Source organism: Thalassotalea psychrophila (genome assembly GCF_031583595.1).
Taxonomy (GTDB): Bacteria; Pseudomonadota; Gammaproteobacteria; order Enterobacterales; family Alteromonadaceae; genus Thalassotalea_A; species Thalassotalea_A psychrophila.
Genome location: NZ_CP134145.1, coordinates 1,886,525 through 1,905,422, shown reverse-complemented (window position 1 = coordinate 1,905,422; position 18,898 = coordinate 1,886,525). Strand labels below are relative to the sequence as shown.

The window sequence follows — 18,898 nt, the reverse complement described above, 5'->3', positions numbered from 1 at the left end:
TATTAAAATAATGTATCTTTATTTACTGCTTAAAAACTCAAGCGTAGTTTGTTGGTAAACAGTAATTATTATCATAAAAGCCACGCCGATTTAATGGCATGGCTTTGAGGTAATAACTAACTATTACTTAACGGGTGCAATCGTTTTTGAAGGATCAATGTTCAAGTCTTTAACACGAGCACTTGGCGTGTAATGACGAACTAACACATTCCATGAGCCATCGTGGCCTTTTGTTGGGATGTTATTCGCTTTACCATCACAACCAAAATGTACGGTAAACGTGCCATCTTTATTTGCAACAGCAATGTTCGAGTTGATTGTGGCTTTATCGTTGTACATAAACCCGGCAGAGTTATATACCGTCATTGACCAGAAACCACCGTCGTTTTTCGGGTCAGGGAATGTCGTTGCATGACACTCTTCAGACTCAATAAACCTTGAGTACTGATAAATATTATCTTTATAACTTGCACCACCCCATCCATAAGCCACGCCCATTAGATGATATTCAGGTTTGGTGTAATCTGGTGTACCAAACATATAAGCAGAGTCGGCAAGTTGTAACTTTTGCACGTCAAGTAATAACTCTTCTTTAATCACTTCAGTACCAGCAGCTAAGGCTTTAAGGTCTGGATTAAACGGTACATACTCGTTAGCGCTGCCCATTTTTAGTACAACAGATTTTTGTAACTTGTTAATTTCAGCAATTTCATTCTTGTCATTAATGTCGCGCAAACCAAATCGCACATTAACAAACATAAAGTTTGTACTTGTAGGTACTTTATAGGTACCTGGGCCGTAAAACATGTCGTAGCTAATATGGTTTTCATCAACAAAGTGCACTGACACATATCTATCGCCTACTTCAGGAATAGTGATGGTGCCACCTTTAGAAGCATCAAGAACAGCAGTACTATAAAGAGTGTCGCGGTTCATACGAACAATTGGCTGTGATTCTGTTTCTGGTGGTACTAAATAATGTTTAAACTTATTTACGCCACCGGCTTTCATTAACGTAACCGCATAATACTTACTGGTTTCAGCTTGGACAAAGTTGTCGCGAGTAACCCTTAAATCATTTGCAAACACTGATGTTGATAATGTTGCAGCAATTGCCAATGTTGATAAAACTAACTTCTTCATTTTTACACCTTAAGTCGTTAATACTAAATTAATCTCAATTAAATTAATTCCTAATATATTTATAGACTTAGGTTTTAGGTTTCGCCAATAAACATCTGAATTAAATAAACTTTTTTAACATTGCTGATATTTCAACCTACAAGTGGTCAAAGTTCACTCAGCAACTTGATGAGTGAATATTATCGACAAAGACATATAACTACAAATTACAAATTTTAATATGTGCTATAACTTAAGTGTATATCCTTTTTTATAGACAGAAACTTTATGCGCTCAATATCACAACAACTGGCAAGAATTGATTTAAACCTATTGGTCACACTATTAGTATTACTTGAAGAGAATAACGTTAGTCGCACCGCAGAAAAGCTTTTTGTCTCTCAACCGGCCATCAGTAGAGCTCTACAAAAGTTACGAGCTATATTCAATGATCCGTTATTTATTAGAGAAGCTAATGGATTACGGCCAACAAAAAGAGCGTTGCAGTTAAAGCAACCACTTAACTTATTATTAAGCCAAATTCACGATTTGTTAGAAGAAGAAGATTTCAATGCGGCTAGTTGCCAACAATCATTTATAATATCAATTCCCAGCTTGATGAGTTATTCATTAATGTTGCCGGTATTAGATATTATCGCAAAGCAAGCGCCAAATATTATCATTTCACAACAGCCATCTTCTGTTGATCAATCTAAACATCTGGCAGCGGGTACACTAGATTTTTCCATTTATGTTAAACCAACACCGGGCGATCAATTTAATTCCACATTTTTAGGCAATGCTTACCCGGCAATTTTTGCAAGTAAAAATCATCCACTAATGAAGTGTAAGAACATTACCGTTGAAGATTGCCTAAAGTATAAATTTGTTGATTTTAGCCTAGACTCTCATACTGGATCAGACATACAAAACCCAGCATTGAAATTTATTGAAGATAACCAACTCACAAGACAAGTGGCATTTAGGGGAGGACAATTAGGCTTGCTGGCACAAACGATGAAAAAAAATGATTATTTACTAATTGGTGCGCATTATTTAATGGATCAGTCACTTTTTAGTAATGACTTTAAAAAAGTATATTTATTTAACGATGAAAAATATGCTGTGCCTACTTATTTAAACGACCACAGTATTACTCATAATAGCAGTGCTCACCAATGGCTAAAACAATTACTGATAGATAAAACCTCACAAATCATTAGCCGTACTGAAAGGTAATATAAATAGCGCAAACGCTTTTTGATAGCGATAATTCACCTCCCCTCATCCCCCAAAAACTAAAAAACCAGCTACTAATGTAGCTGGTTTTTAAATTTAGCCGTTAAAACAGGCTAGGCGTTAACCTTTTTATTAGAACACGTAAGTCATTTCAGCTGAAACCGTACGACCTACAGCTGCCCCGCCGTATGCACCATTGTAGAATGGCCATGAGTAAGCAGTTACATCTTCAGGTGGTTGTTCGTTTAATACGTTTTGAACCTGTGCTGATACTTTAAAATCGTCACTGACGAAATATGCAGAAGTAAGATTAAAGGTATAGTACGGGTCTAAACGCTGCACGCTTTCGTGATAGTAACTATCTTCATCACTAAATTCTTTTGGTGGATTAGAAATCGGAATAGAGCCAATTCTGCGACCACTTAAGGTTACTGATAAGTCACTTTCAACCCAGGTAACAGAGCCATTCATAACCGAGCGAGCTGACTTATTCCACCACTTATCACGAGTATGAATTTCTTCACTCTCTTCATCTGCTTGATAAGTTGAATCAAGCGTATGGGTCCAAGCTAAGTTGAAGTACCAATCACCAAAACTGCTCGAATATTGATAAGCAGCTTTTGCATCGATACCTTCTACTGTAGTTTTTGCCAAGTTAACATGGCTAGTCGTTACTGACTCAATTTGTGGACCAGCGATACCGCCATCTTTACGAGTAATGTTTTCAGCATTTGAAATACATTGTGGGCTACCTGGGGTGTAATCTTCTCGCTCTTGCGCGTCAAATGGGTAATAGTTATCTGCATCTTCATCTTCAGTTTGACGAACTTTACAGTAGTAATCATTAAGTAAAATACCCGACATTGATTCACTTACTACAGATTGTTCAATTTCTACTACATACCAATCAGCAGTTACATTTAATGTTTCTGTAATATCCCAAACAAAACCAAGACCGTATGTTGTACCCTCTTCTTCTTTAAGAGTTTTAGAGCCTTTACTGTTACCTTTAGCCGATTGTGCCATACACGGTGATTTAGCCGGATCGTAGGCTTCCATTTCTTCTACAGGTGTATCCCAATCGCCATCATCATCTTTGTATTGCTCGTAATAAGCGTCTTCACACGTAGAGTAATCGTATGCAGTGGTGTAATAGCCACCGTCAGTTGCAAATACACGATGCATGTCTGGCGCTCTAAAGCTCTTACCCCAGTTACCGCGGAATAATAAATCACCGGTTGGACGATATTCCATACCTACTTGCGGAGTAAAGCGACCACCAACGTCACTTGTCTCATCTTCATACTCATCATAACGACCCGCTAGTTGCGCGCTTAACGTATCAATGATTGGGAATTGTAACTCCAGACCAACCGCGTAACGCTCACGATCACCGCCACCTTCAGTACCAGTAACGCCATCCCAGCCATTACCATCATCATTAAGGGTTCTCTCGTCAAGTTCAATATCATAGCCTTGCTGGTTCCATTCGGTAACCAAAGCAAAATACATATCACCAGCTGGTAATTCCATTACCGGACCTGAAATAATACCCGTTACTGTATTCGAGTATGAATCAGCAGCCGTTAGTTGTGTACCAAGTAACGCATTGCGCATATCCTGGGTAACTGGTGCGTATAAATCAATAGTGTTTATACCATCGTAGTGCTCTATACCTTGTTCTTCATACCAATAAGTATGGGTGTTGTAGCCACCTTTATACATAGCTCTTACTGCTTCTTCTTTTAAAAGAGTAGCGTATCTGTCATTGGTATTTTCACTGCGACTAAAGGCTAATTCCCAATCGTAATCATCAAAAATTACGCCTTTAAAACCCGCATTTACCTGTAAAGCAGAATCTTCAATGGTACTGTCTCTATAACCTAGTTCATGTTGAGCAAATAAACGTTGCTCAGTACGCCAGTCATATTGGCTTGCACCTTCGAAATCACCAGGAATAACCCCTTCTTCTAGAATGGCCATATTGCCTTCTTCACCTTCAGGTAAAAGCTCTAAAATTTTGGTATTAACAAAGTGGAAACCGCCGCGCACAAATGCATCCTGTTGTGAATACATTACATCAGCATAAGCACTGGTATCATCCGTTAAGTTATACTCTCCACTTAAGTATAGCGATACAGTTTCACGTTCGTTGCGTAGTGATTTTGTGCCTGAAAGATCAACACCACAATAGTTACCCCAAACGAAATCATCATCATCTTCATCATCAGCAACAGTAACACGCTCAGTGTATTCATAACCTGAGCCTGATGCTAAACAGCGTGGCTCGGTTGGATCACGATACCATTTTACGCTTTCATCAACGTCTTCAGTTTCTTCATCATCTGGGTAAAAACCACGCTGCGCCATGTCATCAACAATCACAATACCGCGATCCAGTGCGGTTCGCTCTAATGGGCCATCATCTACTGAGTCCATAAAGTCGCGATCGGCAGAAAATATTGGATCTTGCTTTTGATATTCTAATGCCAAAGTTACGCTGTAATCATCACCAACAGAGCCGGTAACTAATTGGAAGCGGCCTTCATCGCCGCCGCCTTCCGTAGTAGTACCAATTCGAGCACTAAACGTAGTATCTTCAACATCTTTTTTAGTAATAATGTTAACTACACCAGCAATTGCATCTGAACCATAAATAGCTGATGCACCTGAGGTTAAAATTTCCATTCTAGAAATTGCCGCAGCAGGAATAGATGATAAGTTAACAAAGTTTGACGCACCATTATATGGCGCAGGGTAGTCAGCAACACGGCGGCCATTAACTAATACTAACGTTTGGTTATTACCTAAACCACGTAGGTTTAATGATTGTGCATTAGGCGTAAAGCCACCTTGCGCGGCCATTTCTGCACCTTGCACTACACCGGTGTTTTGCGTTAAATCTTTTAATGCATCATAGGCCGTTGAAAAGCCTTTTTTAAGCATCTCATCAGCAGTGATCACAGTAACCGGGCTAACACCTTCAAGGGCATTTGCCTTGATGTGTGAACCGGTAACTTCAACCACTTCAATTTCTTCTGTATCAACAGTTTCTGTTGATTCGTTTTCTACGACTTGCTCAACTTCTACGCTTGCTACTTCGTCTTGTTCAAATGCAGCAACGTTAAAACTCCCAACGACACCAATAACAAATGCGGCGCGAATGCTTGAGGTTAATATATTAATTTTTCTCACAATTATATCCCAAATTATTAAGTATTTATTCAATTACGCAGCCAACCAAAACTAGCTGCGTGATCATTTCTTTTATTATTATTAAATTATTTCTGTGCTTGTTGACGACGGATAAATAGGGTCATCAAGGCAAGTGCAAACCAGGCCATACCAGTACTACCACCAGAGCCTTGCTCTTCTTGTTCTACATAAACAGACGTTTCAATTGGTTTTGAATCTCGTTCAGAATTGTTACCAATTAAACGAAAGGTGATGGCTTCTTTGGTTTTGACAACATTAAAGCTGATGCTGGTTTCGTTATTGGTAACACTCACAACGGGGCCAGAGGTTTGCTGCCAGTCATAGGTGATTGGCGCGCCATCGATAACCCCATCAACTAATGTTGAAGTTAAGGTAACTAGCTGACCTTCCTCGACCAATGAATCAGATGCTGCAACGGTGAAAATTGGCGCGCCTTTTACCATCTCAGGTGCTGCTAACGCCAGCTGAGGCTCTTCTTCTTCATTGAGTTGTGATGTGACATAAGGCGTTATGTCGCTATAGCCTTCAACGTTGGTGTAATCAAATACAACAGTGACAGTTTCAGCGCCTGCATTAGCGCCTTGCTTATACTCCCAGGTAAACGTGTTATCTTCCTGGTTATAAGTAAAGTCTTGACCTTTGGTGCCATCGGCATTGTTTTCAGGGTCAGCACTAATTTGCATACTTTCAAATGTAGCCCCGTCAACAAGTTCCATCGTCATTTGGTAAGTTTGCTCAATGTCTGAGGTATTTGCCATAAAGTGGATGTTGTACGACGCTAAACCTGCGCTTTTATCTAATAAGCGTAATTTCACATCATCTTGATCACGGTACAAGTCAATGTTGACCCAACCTAAATTACCAATCAGTTCTTCCGAGCTCCCCAGAACCATAGCACCGTAATAATGTGTTTTTTCACGCATCTCTTTATTCCAAGAGATAGTCACTGGAATATCAGAATGTGGATAATTATCTTTCGGTGCTTTCGCTTTTAACGCATCATCCTTGTCATCTTCATCGGCTTCAAACTCATCTTTAACAACACTAACCACAAACTTGATGTTATCAATCTTACTTGCTTGCTGTGGATCAAACTCATCTCGTTCTTCGTTATTAAACTGATTACCATAGTTATGCAGCATCAACCAGTAATCGCCATGTGACGGTAAGGCATAATCTAGCTTTTCAAGCGCTACTGGCGTAGCAGCCCATAAGTGAATTCGATTCCACTCCTGACGATCAGCATAGCCGTTTGCATTGAAGTCCTTGCCCATGTACACATCGATGTCAGGTGATGATGTTTCAAGAATTTCTACCACCACACGATCAGTGCCAGCAGGCAAGTTAATTGGCATAAAGTATGCCGAAACATCGGTTTCTTCTCTGAGGTAATCGGGTAAATTCGAGCGCTTTAATGACACATTATATTCAATGCCTGCTTCTAAATTTGAAGTCATCACCGTTAAATCGCTGGTACCAATAGACACAACATCATCAACAATTACGCTGCCAACATTACGATTAGTATTTATTTCCACCAATTCTGGCGCACTACCGGCAACAAAGTTTACGGTAACCGGCATAGATACCGCCGGAATACTTGGGTTTGACGGGGTTAAATGCACACGACCATCAGACCATGAGCTATCAAGCTCTTCGTTAACACTGGCGGTTACGGTAATATCAAATTCTTCACCTGCGGTTAATGAAATAGTCTGGCCATCAAGATCACTGGTTAGCGTCATGCCTTCTGTGGTGTAACTATAAGATACGGTCCAATCAGCATCTTTGGTCGCCGTTAATGTACGAGTCCATTGACACTCACCAATACAGGCGCCTTTTGACATACTGGCAATGTTCATTTTACCTGGTTTACCGTGCCAGCCGGCTGGCAGCTCCTTAATAAGGTCACGAACATTACGAATATTTTCATCTTCGCCTTGTTCAGCCTCACCTGGCTCTGTCGGCATTTGTAAAAAGGCAATATCACCAAAGGGATCCGCGGCTAAATACCCTGCAGAGGTTTCGTTCAACACCAAACCCGTTTCAATGGCTAAATCAACTCGAGCAATACCAGCCCCTGATGAATGCAATGCTGCCGGAGTAAATGTTTGCTTTTTCTGCTCCACCGGGCCGACAAATTTAGCGTAGGTGCCAGCCGTAAGCATTAACGCTGATTGCAACTCGGCCGGGTTCCACTCTGGGCGCTCAGCTTTTATTAATAACATCATACCCGCAACATGCGGTGACGCCATCGACGTACCGGAAATATACCTAAAATCTTGATCAGTAGTGTTTTTTAAATTAAGAGTAAATTCCTTCATGTTATGACCTAAGCCACCAGCAAGAATATCCTGACCAGGTGCTGCTATATCTGGTACCAGATAATCACCGCTAAAACGATCGGGACCTTGCGATGAAAAGCCGGTGATGATGCCACTGAAATCTTCATGCTCTTCAAATGTTTGACTGCTTACTAAGTGCGATGCACTGATAGCAACCTGATGCCCTTCACCTTCATCTAACCAGTCAAGTAATAATTTTCCGTCTTTTTTATCAAGATGCGCCGATGGAATGGTATGAAAATCAGAAGCAAGATTAGTTCCTGAATCATTGGTGTTGATTAATATCATCCCAGCTGCGCCAACTAGCGACAAGTTATGACTTTTTACTGCACGACTTAACGGGCCATCTAGAGAAACACCGCCACGGTTACAGATCACAACTTTTCCGGCAACGGCTTCTGCTGGAATTGAATCGATGCCACAAGAGCCGGCCATTTCAAAATCATCTACGGCTTCTGCAGACTCAACATCAGCAGCATATACAACATCAGTAGCTGGCAAACCTTGAGTTGCACTTTCACCGATAAGAACGTTAGTTTCTAGTTCAAAATCAACAGCCCCGCCCGATAAGGTTACTTGTTTTTTATCGAACGCTCGGTCATGAGTTACCGCGGCAACCCCCATTAACCAAGGAGCATTACCTGGGGTACGCATGGTGCCTTTACCACTAGCGCCATTATTTCCTGCTGATGCAGCAACACTGACACCTGCTTCACGAGCATTTAAATACGCCAGTGACACCCAGTCATACCATGGTGACGCTGGCGTACTGCCAACAGAATAATTGATAACATCGACACCAACTTCTATCGCATGTTCGATGGCATCAATGGCATATTGTTGATAACAGTAACCACCAGAGTCACAGGCTTTATAAGCAATAATATTTGCGTGTGGGGCAACGCCAGAAATTTGCTCATACACAAAATCGTGTTGATACACTTCTGGTAGAAAGCCACCTAGTACTCCTTCAGTTTTTATATTTCGAACCACGTTACCCGCCGCAGTTGACGCCACATGAGTACCATGGCCGTTTGAATCCTGACCGGTTTCTGAACGTTGCAAATCACGTACTCGCATGAAGGTATTTTCTTCATCCCTGACAAAAGTAAGAACTTTTTTCAAGTGGCCAAATGGCACGACGCCAATTAACTTATCATTACACCAGCCAGGGCTATCGACACAGTCACCATAATAGCCAGAGCTAGATTCAGCATTAGGCATAGGATTAACATGGTCATAATCAATCTCACCATCGCCGTCTTCATCTACTTTATCGGCAAAAGATGGATGAAATGGTGGCAAATTACTAAGATCAGTAATATCTACTACCGGCTCTAAAAACGAACCTATGCCAGAGTCAATGATACCGATGACCATACCCTCGCCTTTATTTCCGCCTGCTGTCTCGGTGCCTTGCCATACGTTTTTTGCCCCAGAGTAACCTGGGCCACTGTCTGTTTGAATTTCAGCAATACCCGCTTTGCCCACGGCAATAACGTTTGGCAGCTGACTCACTAATATGGCTTCTGAAGGCGATAATGTTGCAGTAAAACCATTTAGTGCCGTTTGGTAAGTCGAGCCAATTTCAACATCGCGTTGTAAACGCAAATTAAGGTGAAATTGGGTTTCATTTTGCTTATTGGCCAAATAGTTTTTATATTTTTTAGAGGCCAAACTTTTGGTATCTAATTTTCCCTGGCTAGTAGTATTGCTGCCTTTACTGGCAAGAACATTCGTCGGTGCAAGGTTATTGACCCCACCACGATAACTGGCCAGAGGTTGGTCTTGTAAGATAATGAAATATTCATTACTTAAATGTTTACGAACAAGTTTGTCAATATCAAGAGTTGATGAACTAACTTCGCTATTATTTAGCGTTCTAAACGGTATTTTTACAGCATTATCTTCTACAAACCTACCCAATTGGTAAGCGTGTTCAAGCTGTTTAGTTTCAGCGCTCACGCCGGTACTGGCAAGTACCAGTGAACAGGCCGAAATTATTTTACTTAAGTTAAATTTCACAAAAAATTCCTTACGGAAAGAGTCTGGCTCTTTCCGACACATAATTATCTAAAACGGCGACAACAAAATAGTACTAACAACAGCGACATATAAAACGTGCCGCCGGATGAGCTATTTTCATTAGTTGAATCAGTACCTGAATCAGTACTTGATGCAGCGATGTTAAATACCATATCGGCCTGGTAGAAGTTTTGACCGTCATTAACGGTGATCTGCGCTGTAAATTCACCATTAACAAGCGGTGTACCAGTTAACAGGCCAGCACTATTTAAAATCAGGCCTTGCGGTAAATCGTTAGCCTTGTATTTAAGGCCTATACCATCAACATCGGTGAAATATACAGATAAATCCTTCGGCTCTATGGCTAGTCCTTGCTCAGCAATAAACTCTTCTATCGCGGAAACTTGCTGCGGGGCATTGTCGTTTGAATTGGTAATAAACACATCAATTTGCACCGTTATACCGTGACTTTTACCCACTTTAACGCTTACTAACACTGGGTAATGTTGCTGTGTTTCGTAATCTATGCGACTAGGATCGCGAATTGATAACACGCCATCACTAGACAGCTGGAAAGGTGCGCCAGCACTGTCACCAATCAGGCTAAATTCGGCTTCGGTAGTTATAAGACCGTGAATTAGGGTAGTACCCGATAATTGAACTTGCCCAAACGTTTCGCCAATAGGTGCATTTTCAGCAACAGAGAATGACTGACCTGCTTTAATAACCGGTAACACTGAGTTACTGCCAGCAATAGCAAAATAACCGGTTTGTGGGTTAAAAACAGCAGCACCTTCTGAACACTTACGGATTTGTACATTTACAACGGCACATTCAGAAGAAAACAAAGTTGATGTTTTAACTCGGGTGTTCGGCTGCAATGTAATGCTATCTTGCCAGTCAAATGTTGTTTGCTCGGCGCTGTTGATATGCGCAAACTTAAACATAGTACCGGTAAAAGACGAGGTACCTGGAGAGCCATCAAATACAGGAGGAATAAGCAAGGTATCAAGCTTTACGGTGATTTCATATTGCCACTTATCATTTTCAGCGATCTCAGTTGAGTTTTTAATCTCCTCAGCGATACAATTTGCGGTAACACTTTTAGCCTGAAAGTCACAAATTAATTCGCCGTTGGCAATTAATGGTGAATCAAATTCAATCGCTTCAACAAACAACTCATGCTCGACTACACATTCAAAGTTAACATTACCATTGACATAACATACTGGTGCAAGGTCGCCTTTACGCATGCCAAAAGCTTCCAAATACTCATATAGATAGGTGTCAACAACGTCTTCTGGATAGTAATTTATACAGTTTTTGTTGAGGTCTTTAATTTGGTTATTGCCACATTCTAATTCAGCCGGATCGATGGCATCCTCATTTACCTTATTTGTTACCAAACCGCCAAGGGTAAAATTATGCATTAACGGCGCATCCCATGGTCCTGGTATTGCTTGTCTGTCGGTAGAAACAATCATCGCCAGAGGCTCAGCAAGAGTTTGTTCATTAATTGCGCCATGGTATAAGTCATTAGTACAAATGCTGTTGATCACCGTTTTACGATTCGGGCTGAATATCATTGGCAGACTAGTTCGCTTAATGCGTGCTGTAGGTCTGAACCGATCAAACGGCATGCTTAAATCGATGTAGTGGGTACTAAAGCTGTTTTCACTATTTAAGCGAGTAGATAGTTCAGTAAGTTGGTGATCCGGCGAGCTAGAGTTTACCAACACGTAATTATCATAATTTGCGTCCTCTACCGCTTGCATTGTATATAGCTTAATTGCAACCAAGTTCAAACCACGCTCAAAATGATTCGCAACAGGCACATCAATATTGTCAAACATAGTAACGGCCATACTAAGTTTTTGGCCTGACTCACAGCTTGCCTCTGGATAAACACCACCAGCAATCGTTTGTGGAATATGTCCGTAGTTTGTTGCTAAAGAAAGTGGTTTTCGATCAGCCCGATAAATAATCGGCATCGCGTATAATGTTTGCGGATAATCACTGTTATTAACAAGATCTAAAATGTGTTCTTCAAAATTTGCGCCGTATTTAAGTGCACCTTCAATTACATTGCTGTGCGGCAATGGCGTGTAATCAATATCGCGCAGCTTGGATACATATTCTGAATAATGAAAAGCGAAATCAAATGAGTCTTTATCAACCTCAATATCATCACTTACTTGCGGCATTACCAACCACGGCATGCGAATATTAGCGGCACTATTTATGCTGTGGTTAAGTTGTAAATACCCTTGAAATGCCAGTCGGTCCCAATTATCAATGGTGAAGTCAGTGCCTTTGGTGATGATGTCACGCTCTAACTTGGCAGCATCAATACGAAATGTTACGGCAACAATTTTCTCTTCACCGGCGGCTAATATAATCGTCTCTGGAAAATCAATGCTTATCGCGTCATTTGATTGTTTTGTGCCATTAATGATAATTTCTGAATGATAGAGTTGCTCGCTATCAGATATATTTTTTATCTTAATATTACGGCTGACACTACGCTGTCCGCTAACATCTAGAAACCCTAGGTTTAAACTAGGTTGGTGATTATCATTATCTATCATCAGCGCATAGGAAGAGTTTGCCGATAATGGTTGAATGGTACCACCACCAATTTGGGCAACGCCCCACTCGTTAATGGTGTTGATATTACCGGTATTAACAATTAATGATTTTACTTCGCTTGGGGTAAGTTCAGGGTGACTTTGCATAATTGACGTGGCCGTTGCTGCTACTTTCGCCGCCATTAAAAAATTACTGGTTGCCAACCTGCCTTGGGCAGAGCCAGAAGCTGCGATCGCACCAAATACTTCGCGGTTTACCGATAATATATCCGGTTTTAATACAGAGTCACCGCGGGTAGGCCCAATACTTGTTGCTTTATCGACATGATATTGATCATTTTCAATGTACGCCGTACCAACAGTAATGGCTTCGGGTGCTATTGCACGTGATGCGACATTAAAATAACTGTGATGATAAACAGTAAAGCGTTTTGGCAGACCCTCTTCATCGACGATAACATTATCATCAGAGTCAAAATGATATTCATAGAAAGCACTGGCATCACCTGACGGTAAAACAACCTGCATACCAGCGGCAGCAAGCGAACGCAACATTTTAACTTGGACATTGTTCCCATCGATGCCGGTTTCAAATTCACGATAAAAACCGAATGACGAAGCTGCAGTGTCTAAAATCACCACATCTGCGCTGTCTGATAAATCACCATCCAGGTTTGGATCTATCGACATTTCCAGAGCTTTAAGAATATTATTAGGATTTTGCCCTATATGATATCCAGCAAAGCCGATACCTTCGACTTTATAGGCCAGTATTTTAGCATCGGGCGCCGCTTGTCTTATCAACGAAGCAGCCATGGTTCCTGTGCCACCTACATAAGTTAAAAAATCGTTAGGATACTCCAGTGGGTTGTAATCATAAGTGCCACTTTCTGAAGCAAAATCGAAACCTCCAATAACCACATCATTAGGAAAGCCTTCCCAGCTGTTAACCATATTGTCATAGGCCTGACCATAATCACCATTACCGCCCAATGATTTATGGGTATAGTCAACACCGCTGCCGATAATAGCTACTACTGGCGCGCCTTTCGCGTCGTTAATTTTTAACAGCGGATAAGGGTTCTCGTCTTTCGCCTGCAAACCTTTTGCCAGCATCTCGCTTTGGGCTGCAATATTCCCATCGGTAGCGATAATACTGTGAATATGTTTATGAGCCGCGAGTTTATCAGCAGTATCCTTAGCCATTACTACATGTAGCATATTAGCAATAAGGCGAATACGATCAGTAATGTATGCTGAAGAGTCTAGGGTTGTGATGTCGGCAAACAATTGTTGCTGTTGCAATGAGACTTGATTAATTGCCTCTTTACGGTTAACACCGTTCTTTGCGTACGAGGTGTCTATAGCGCCAGGCTGCTTTAACAGTATTCTATACTCGGCTACAGATTCAGCTAATTCAGCGCTGTTCGATTCTTGATAATTCTCTACCGGATGAATTAAGTAACTGCCTGTAGTATCTGCCAGTGCAGTAGTACTAAAAGCGGAACCAATCAGTAAGGTCAGGAGTGATGATTTTAAAACCATTAAAACGACTTCCTTTTTAACTTTCGTGTGTTGCAACGCAATAATTATTGATTATTCTTAGCGTTGAATATATTTACGCTGCAACATACGGTAAGCATTTTTATTAAGCAATTGAACGAGCTTTAGAACCTCTTTATTTTCGGTTGTTTATTTATCTTTTTATTATCATTAAAATTATTATGAACAATTTCAATGAGTTACAACAAGAAAAAAGCCAAATCAATTTATAATCAAACAATAAAACTTTTGACCACGTGAGCTAAATCAAGGCAATTATTGATAACATTGTCCAACCAAACATTGTTATTAATAAGGCGTGATAATAGATGTCGACTGGAACTCATTTGAGCTATGTCATAATGCTAAGTTATAGACATAATTGAACGGAATTGGTGCACGGATAATTATTAGAACCGCAGGAAAATAAGGGGATGAGTGTTAAGGATTTGGCTCTGTTCGGTGAAGGATTAACTTACAGTTGCTACCATTTCCTGAACTCGTTTAAGGATCTTATTAAAGCAATCAGATCCTGAAACGAGTTCAGGAAGGAGCGACAACTACCTTGAAAAAAAAACGGCATTCCATTTTTTACAGGATGTAATGTATGCCATTTTCACATTTTCAACATGGACGTTGTATATTAGAGCATTGCATGGAGCAGTTGCCGAGGATGTGATCAAAATGGTCATCCCTGAAGTTACAAATCTATTGCCGTTTTCAACATGGAAGTTGTATATGCCGTGATCACATGGACGTGAAAGAACGGCCCATGGCGATTTGCATTCCATCATCCTTGAAGTGAGTCAATTTTTTGCCATCCTTGGCGATTTGCATTCCATCATCCTTGAAGTGAGCCAACTTTATAAACATCCATGTTTAGTTGGCATTCCATCATCCCTGAAGTTACAAATCTAATGCCATCCCTGGCGATTTGCATTCCATCATCCCTGATGTGAGCCAACTTTATAAACATCCATGTTTAGTTGGCATTCCATCATCCCTGATGTAAAAAAGCCACCAAGGCTTGTTGCTTTGGTGGCTCAATAGATTTTTGCAGCATTAAACTGCGGGTCAGTTAACTAGTTTAGATTAGAAGCCTCCACATAAATCTCCATCATCGCAGCTAGCATTATTGAGTGGTCTGTAGGTAATATCCAGTAAATCTATGGTAAACGGGGTGGCCGTTTTATCTACATTTCCATCGTCTCGAGGAATAACAGTGCCATAGGCGGGGTAACAGACAGCAATGGTATCGCCGGCATTCCCTGAACAGCGTGGCATGTATGGCTTATTATGGGGTTGTTGCCAACTAAGAGTACCAGTAAACGTGGAATTTGGATGATTTTCCTCATCAGACGACATAATACAGGTAGATAAGCCATCACTAACTGCCGAACAGCTAATGTCATAGGATTGATCACCCTTGTTAGATTTTAACAACTGTAATAATACTCGGTCTTCAAAGGTGGCGGCAAATTTATTACCCGGCAGTACTCGCTGCTCAAAATCAAAGGTAAAGGCAACGCCTGGCCAGACTGTTGTGGTACCATATTTGACAGTATCTTCAGGCTGACATTGTGCCTGTAAAGAGTTAGCCTCAGCTTTACAACTAATTCTAGTATCGTTGGTTAACGCGTGATTCGATTCAAAACAGATCGGATACATCCTATCACCCACGTGTTTTGAGATACAAGCAATCCCATCTTCAACCCCCAAAGAGCTAGAGCCGTTCGCTGAAATTCCGGCAACCTGAGTGCTTAAGCCTAATACAGTTAAAGGTGTTTGCGCTGGCTCACCTGAGTCACCGCCAAAGCCTATTTCAACCCTCTTGATATCAATCTCTTTTGGTACGATACATTGCACTTCGGCGTCGTCATCACCTATATAAAGTGTAGTACCATCAGCAATTGCTCTATCATCTATGGCAACTTGAAATTCGCACAATAGTTGATTATTTCTTAAATCCAGCTCGCCCGGTAACACCTGCCAGTTTAAAAATGTATCTACTGAGCGAATAGCGTTATCGCTAAGGTCTAATAGGTTAAGACTCTCCAAAGCCGCTAATGGGTTTATTACAGTACTGCCTAGTAATTCATTATTGGCTAAGTGCAATTTTGTTAATAGCGTCATCTCAGTAACACCGGCAATATTATCAATTTGATTATTATCTAATGACAAGCTCGTTAATGCGGTTAGCTTGCTTAAACTGTCGATACTGCCAGCGATATTGTTATCACTTAAATTTAAATCGGTTAATTCAATCAGATCTTGTAGCGGCGTAATATCAACAATATTATTATTGCTGGCGTCAAGTTCGGTTAACATTATTAATGCTGATAAAGAGTCGATATCGACAATATTATTATTGCTAGCGTCAAGTTCGGTTAATTTTGTCATTGCTGCAAGTGAGTCGATATTAACAATACTGTTGTTGCTTAAATCAAGCTTGGTAAAGTTTGATAATGCGGCAAGTGAGTCAATATTAACTATTTGGTTATTATCAATGTCGAGCTCAGCTAATTGCGGCATATTGAAAAAATTGGGTAAAGTAACAACCTTACTGTAACTGGCAATTAATGAGGTAAGCCCAATAGAATCGTTCAGTGGCGATAAATCGATTACCAAGGTTTTAGCAACGTTAACTTCTGTTAATTCGGTAAACCCAGTAAGCGCGGTAATATTGGTAACGGCAGTGCCACTTAGATTTAATTTTGCCAATTGTGTGCTATTTTTAAGGTGATCAACATTTTTAAAGGTAGTATTAGCTAAATTTAATTCAGTTAAACCTGCCATACTCATTAAAAATGAAAAATCATAGGTTTTGTTCGAATCAGCCAGTGCAGCAGTACTTGAATTGGCCGCAAGCGTTAGCTTACTAATAGGTAAGTTTTGCAGCTGGTCAAGTCCAGATATATCAGAGGCATTAGTAAAATCTACCGAGGTAACATTGACAAAGTATTTCAGCGCTGGGCCAATGTCGCCATATTTACTATATTCAGCACAATCTAAGCTGGTAAACTCAGTAACAGGCACATTTAACGGAGCCTGATTCGACGTTGGCATCTCATAATTATTCATAATGTCTTCATTTCGACGAGCCATAGCATGTAAACAACCAAGCAGAGCATTGTCATGGTTTCTGGCATTTTCTTCATCAAAATCTTTAAGCGTTAATTGCGATACAAACGGTAAGTATTGGCTTGCATCATAAGGGTGATGATCAAAATACAAATCACTCGTGTCGATATCTTCAATATCTCGACCATTTTTATCTTTAATGATGTTTAAGTAACCGTCACCATCAATATCCTGGTCAAAAATATCAAACACAGAATCGTTATCGGTGTCAGGAAATTCGCTAATATCAGGGCTGGCAACAATTGAGCGAACAGTTTCGTCATACAATTCACTTTCGGGATCCAACATATTTAACACATTCGTGTATGCGATAGGGTCTGTTAATAGTGCAAACGTATCTGTAACGTCATCTGCTAGTGTAAATTGTTCGAAGTCACCACGCACATCAACTACCGCTTTGATCACAGCAGCAATCTCCAATATGTCATCGCGACTGGTATCGTAAAGGTTAGGATAAATTTCGTTGTAGGTAGCTTCGTCAGTAATAGGCTTATTATCATTTAATTGCTGAGCAACAAAATACTGGGCGGTAGATAAATTAGTAACATTAACGCCAAAGTTTTCAGTGATGGTGATAAAGTTAAGTGAACTTTGTTGTTGATAAACCGTATTAAAGCTGGCTAACAAAGACACCAGTTTTACTTTTGCTTGCGCCGGTATGGTGCCAAGTGCAGTAATTTTGATCAATTCATCAAAGTTACGCTCATCAACAATAACTTCAAGATCATAATGGCCTATGGCGGTGGCGATGGTGTTAAAACTTTCATCGCCAATTTCAAAGGTAACGTCGGCGTTAACCACTTCTTCATCGATAACCTGGCCGAAAAATAACAGCTCTTTTTTGATCGGAAGGGCTGTAAACTCTGCAGACGATGAAGCGGTTAAACCATCATTATCTGTTACCGTTAAAGATACGGTAAAAGACATTTTTTCGCTAATGCTGGGAGCGATAAAACTTAACTCGGCACTGTCAGCAGCAATTAACTCAACGGTATCGGTGTCGACACTCCATTGATAACTGGCAATTTTACCATCAATATCATTTGCATCGGCGCTAAACGTGGCCAGCTCCCTTTCGGTTGCACGATTGCTACCGACAATTTCAACGGTTGGTGCCTGGTTAACTAGATCTGGAGCTTTAGATTCTCCATCACTACCACCACCGCCACCACAGCCGCTAAGGATGCTTGCTGTTAGTAAACAGCCACCGTAAATTATTTTATTATAGTTTTTTATAAACGCCATATTGATACCTGTGTTCAATGAGAATTTTTCAGTTTGTTGATGCCACTGATATAAAAATAACAAAGGCAGACAAACGACTTAATTGCTGCATATAATTAAACGTAATTAACATGAAGAGCAATCAAGGCAAACTCAAATAGTGCACTTTAAGTCATCTATAAAATATCTATTAACTTAAAAATCAGCAACTTACACACAGCAGCCAGATAAAGTTATAACCAGTCAAAGGGGTAGATTTAGTGAGAAAGCTAGGGATACGGTCAGGAAAGTTAAATGATGGTTATGCAATCGAACAGGTCATACCAAGTCCATTATTTATCTGATCATTTAGACTGGCTAAAACGAATAACTACGGCGTTAACCAAGGCGGTTAAAACAGTAAGCCACAGATTATTGGAAAAGTAGTTATTGCACTGAAGCCTGAGTAGGCTTCAG

Annotated in this window: 6 protein-coding genes; 1 reads left to right on the top strand and 5 read right to left on the bottom strand. The window is 40.5% G+C overall.

The window, feature by feature from the left end:
• Nucleotides 1-123: 123 nt before the first annotated feature.
• Nucleotides 124-1,143: a DUF1254 domain-containing protein gene (locus tag RGQ13_RS07660; RefSeq protein WP_348392966.1), complete on the bottom strand. Its 1,020-nt coding sequence runs from the start codon at nt 1,141-1,143 to the stop codon at nt 124-126.
• Between the two features lie 267 nt (nt 1,144-1,410).
• Here RGQ13_RS07660 and RGQ13_RS07655 point away from each other — a divergent pair, with 267 nt between their 5' ends.
• Nucleotides 1,411-2,361, top strand: coding sequence for a LysR family transcriptional regulator (locus RGQ13_RS07655; protein ID WP_348392965.1), 951 nt, complete (start codon nt 1,411-1,413; stop codon nt 2,359-2,361).
• Nucleotides 2,362-2,493: 132 nt separating this feature from the next.
• On the opposite strand, the gene RGQ13_RS07650 is transcribed toward RGQ13_RS07655, so the two are convergent.
• The 4 genes from RGQ13_RS07650 to RGQ13_RS07635 all read right to left on the bottom strand — a co-directional run bounded on the left by RGQ13_RS07650 (nt 2,494) and on the right by RGQ13_RS07635 (nt 18,463).
• Complete coding sequence (locus RGQ13_RS07650; protein ID WP_348392964.1) at nt 2,494-5,556, bottom strand: TonB-dependent receptor domain-containing protein; 3,063 nt, start codon at nt 5,554-5,556, stop codon at nt 2,494-2,496.
• 86 nt (nt 5,557-5,642) lie between these two features.
• Nucleotides 5,643-9,947, bottom strand: coding sequence for a S8 family serine peptidase (locus RGQ13_RS07645; protein ID WP_348392963.1), 4,305 nt, complete (start codon nt 9,945-9,947; stop codon nt 5,643-5,645).
• A 44-nt stretch (nt 9,948-9,991) separates the two neighbouring features.
• Nucleotides 9,992-14,080, bottom strand: a complete 4,089-nt coding sequence (locus tag RGQ13_RS07640) for a putative Ig domain-containing protein (RefSeq protein WP_348392962.1) — start codon at nt 14,078-14,080, stop codon at nt 9,992-9,994.
• A gap of 1,089 nt (nt 14,081-15,169) precedes the next feature.
• Entirely contained in the window at nt 15,170-18,463 is a 3,294-nt protein-coding gene (locus RGQ13_RS07635; protein ID WP_348392961.1) for a leucine-rich repeat domain-containing protein, read from the bottom strand.
• Between the last annotated feature and the right edge of the window lie 435 nt (nt 18,464-18,898).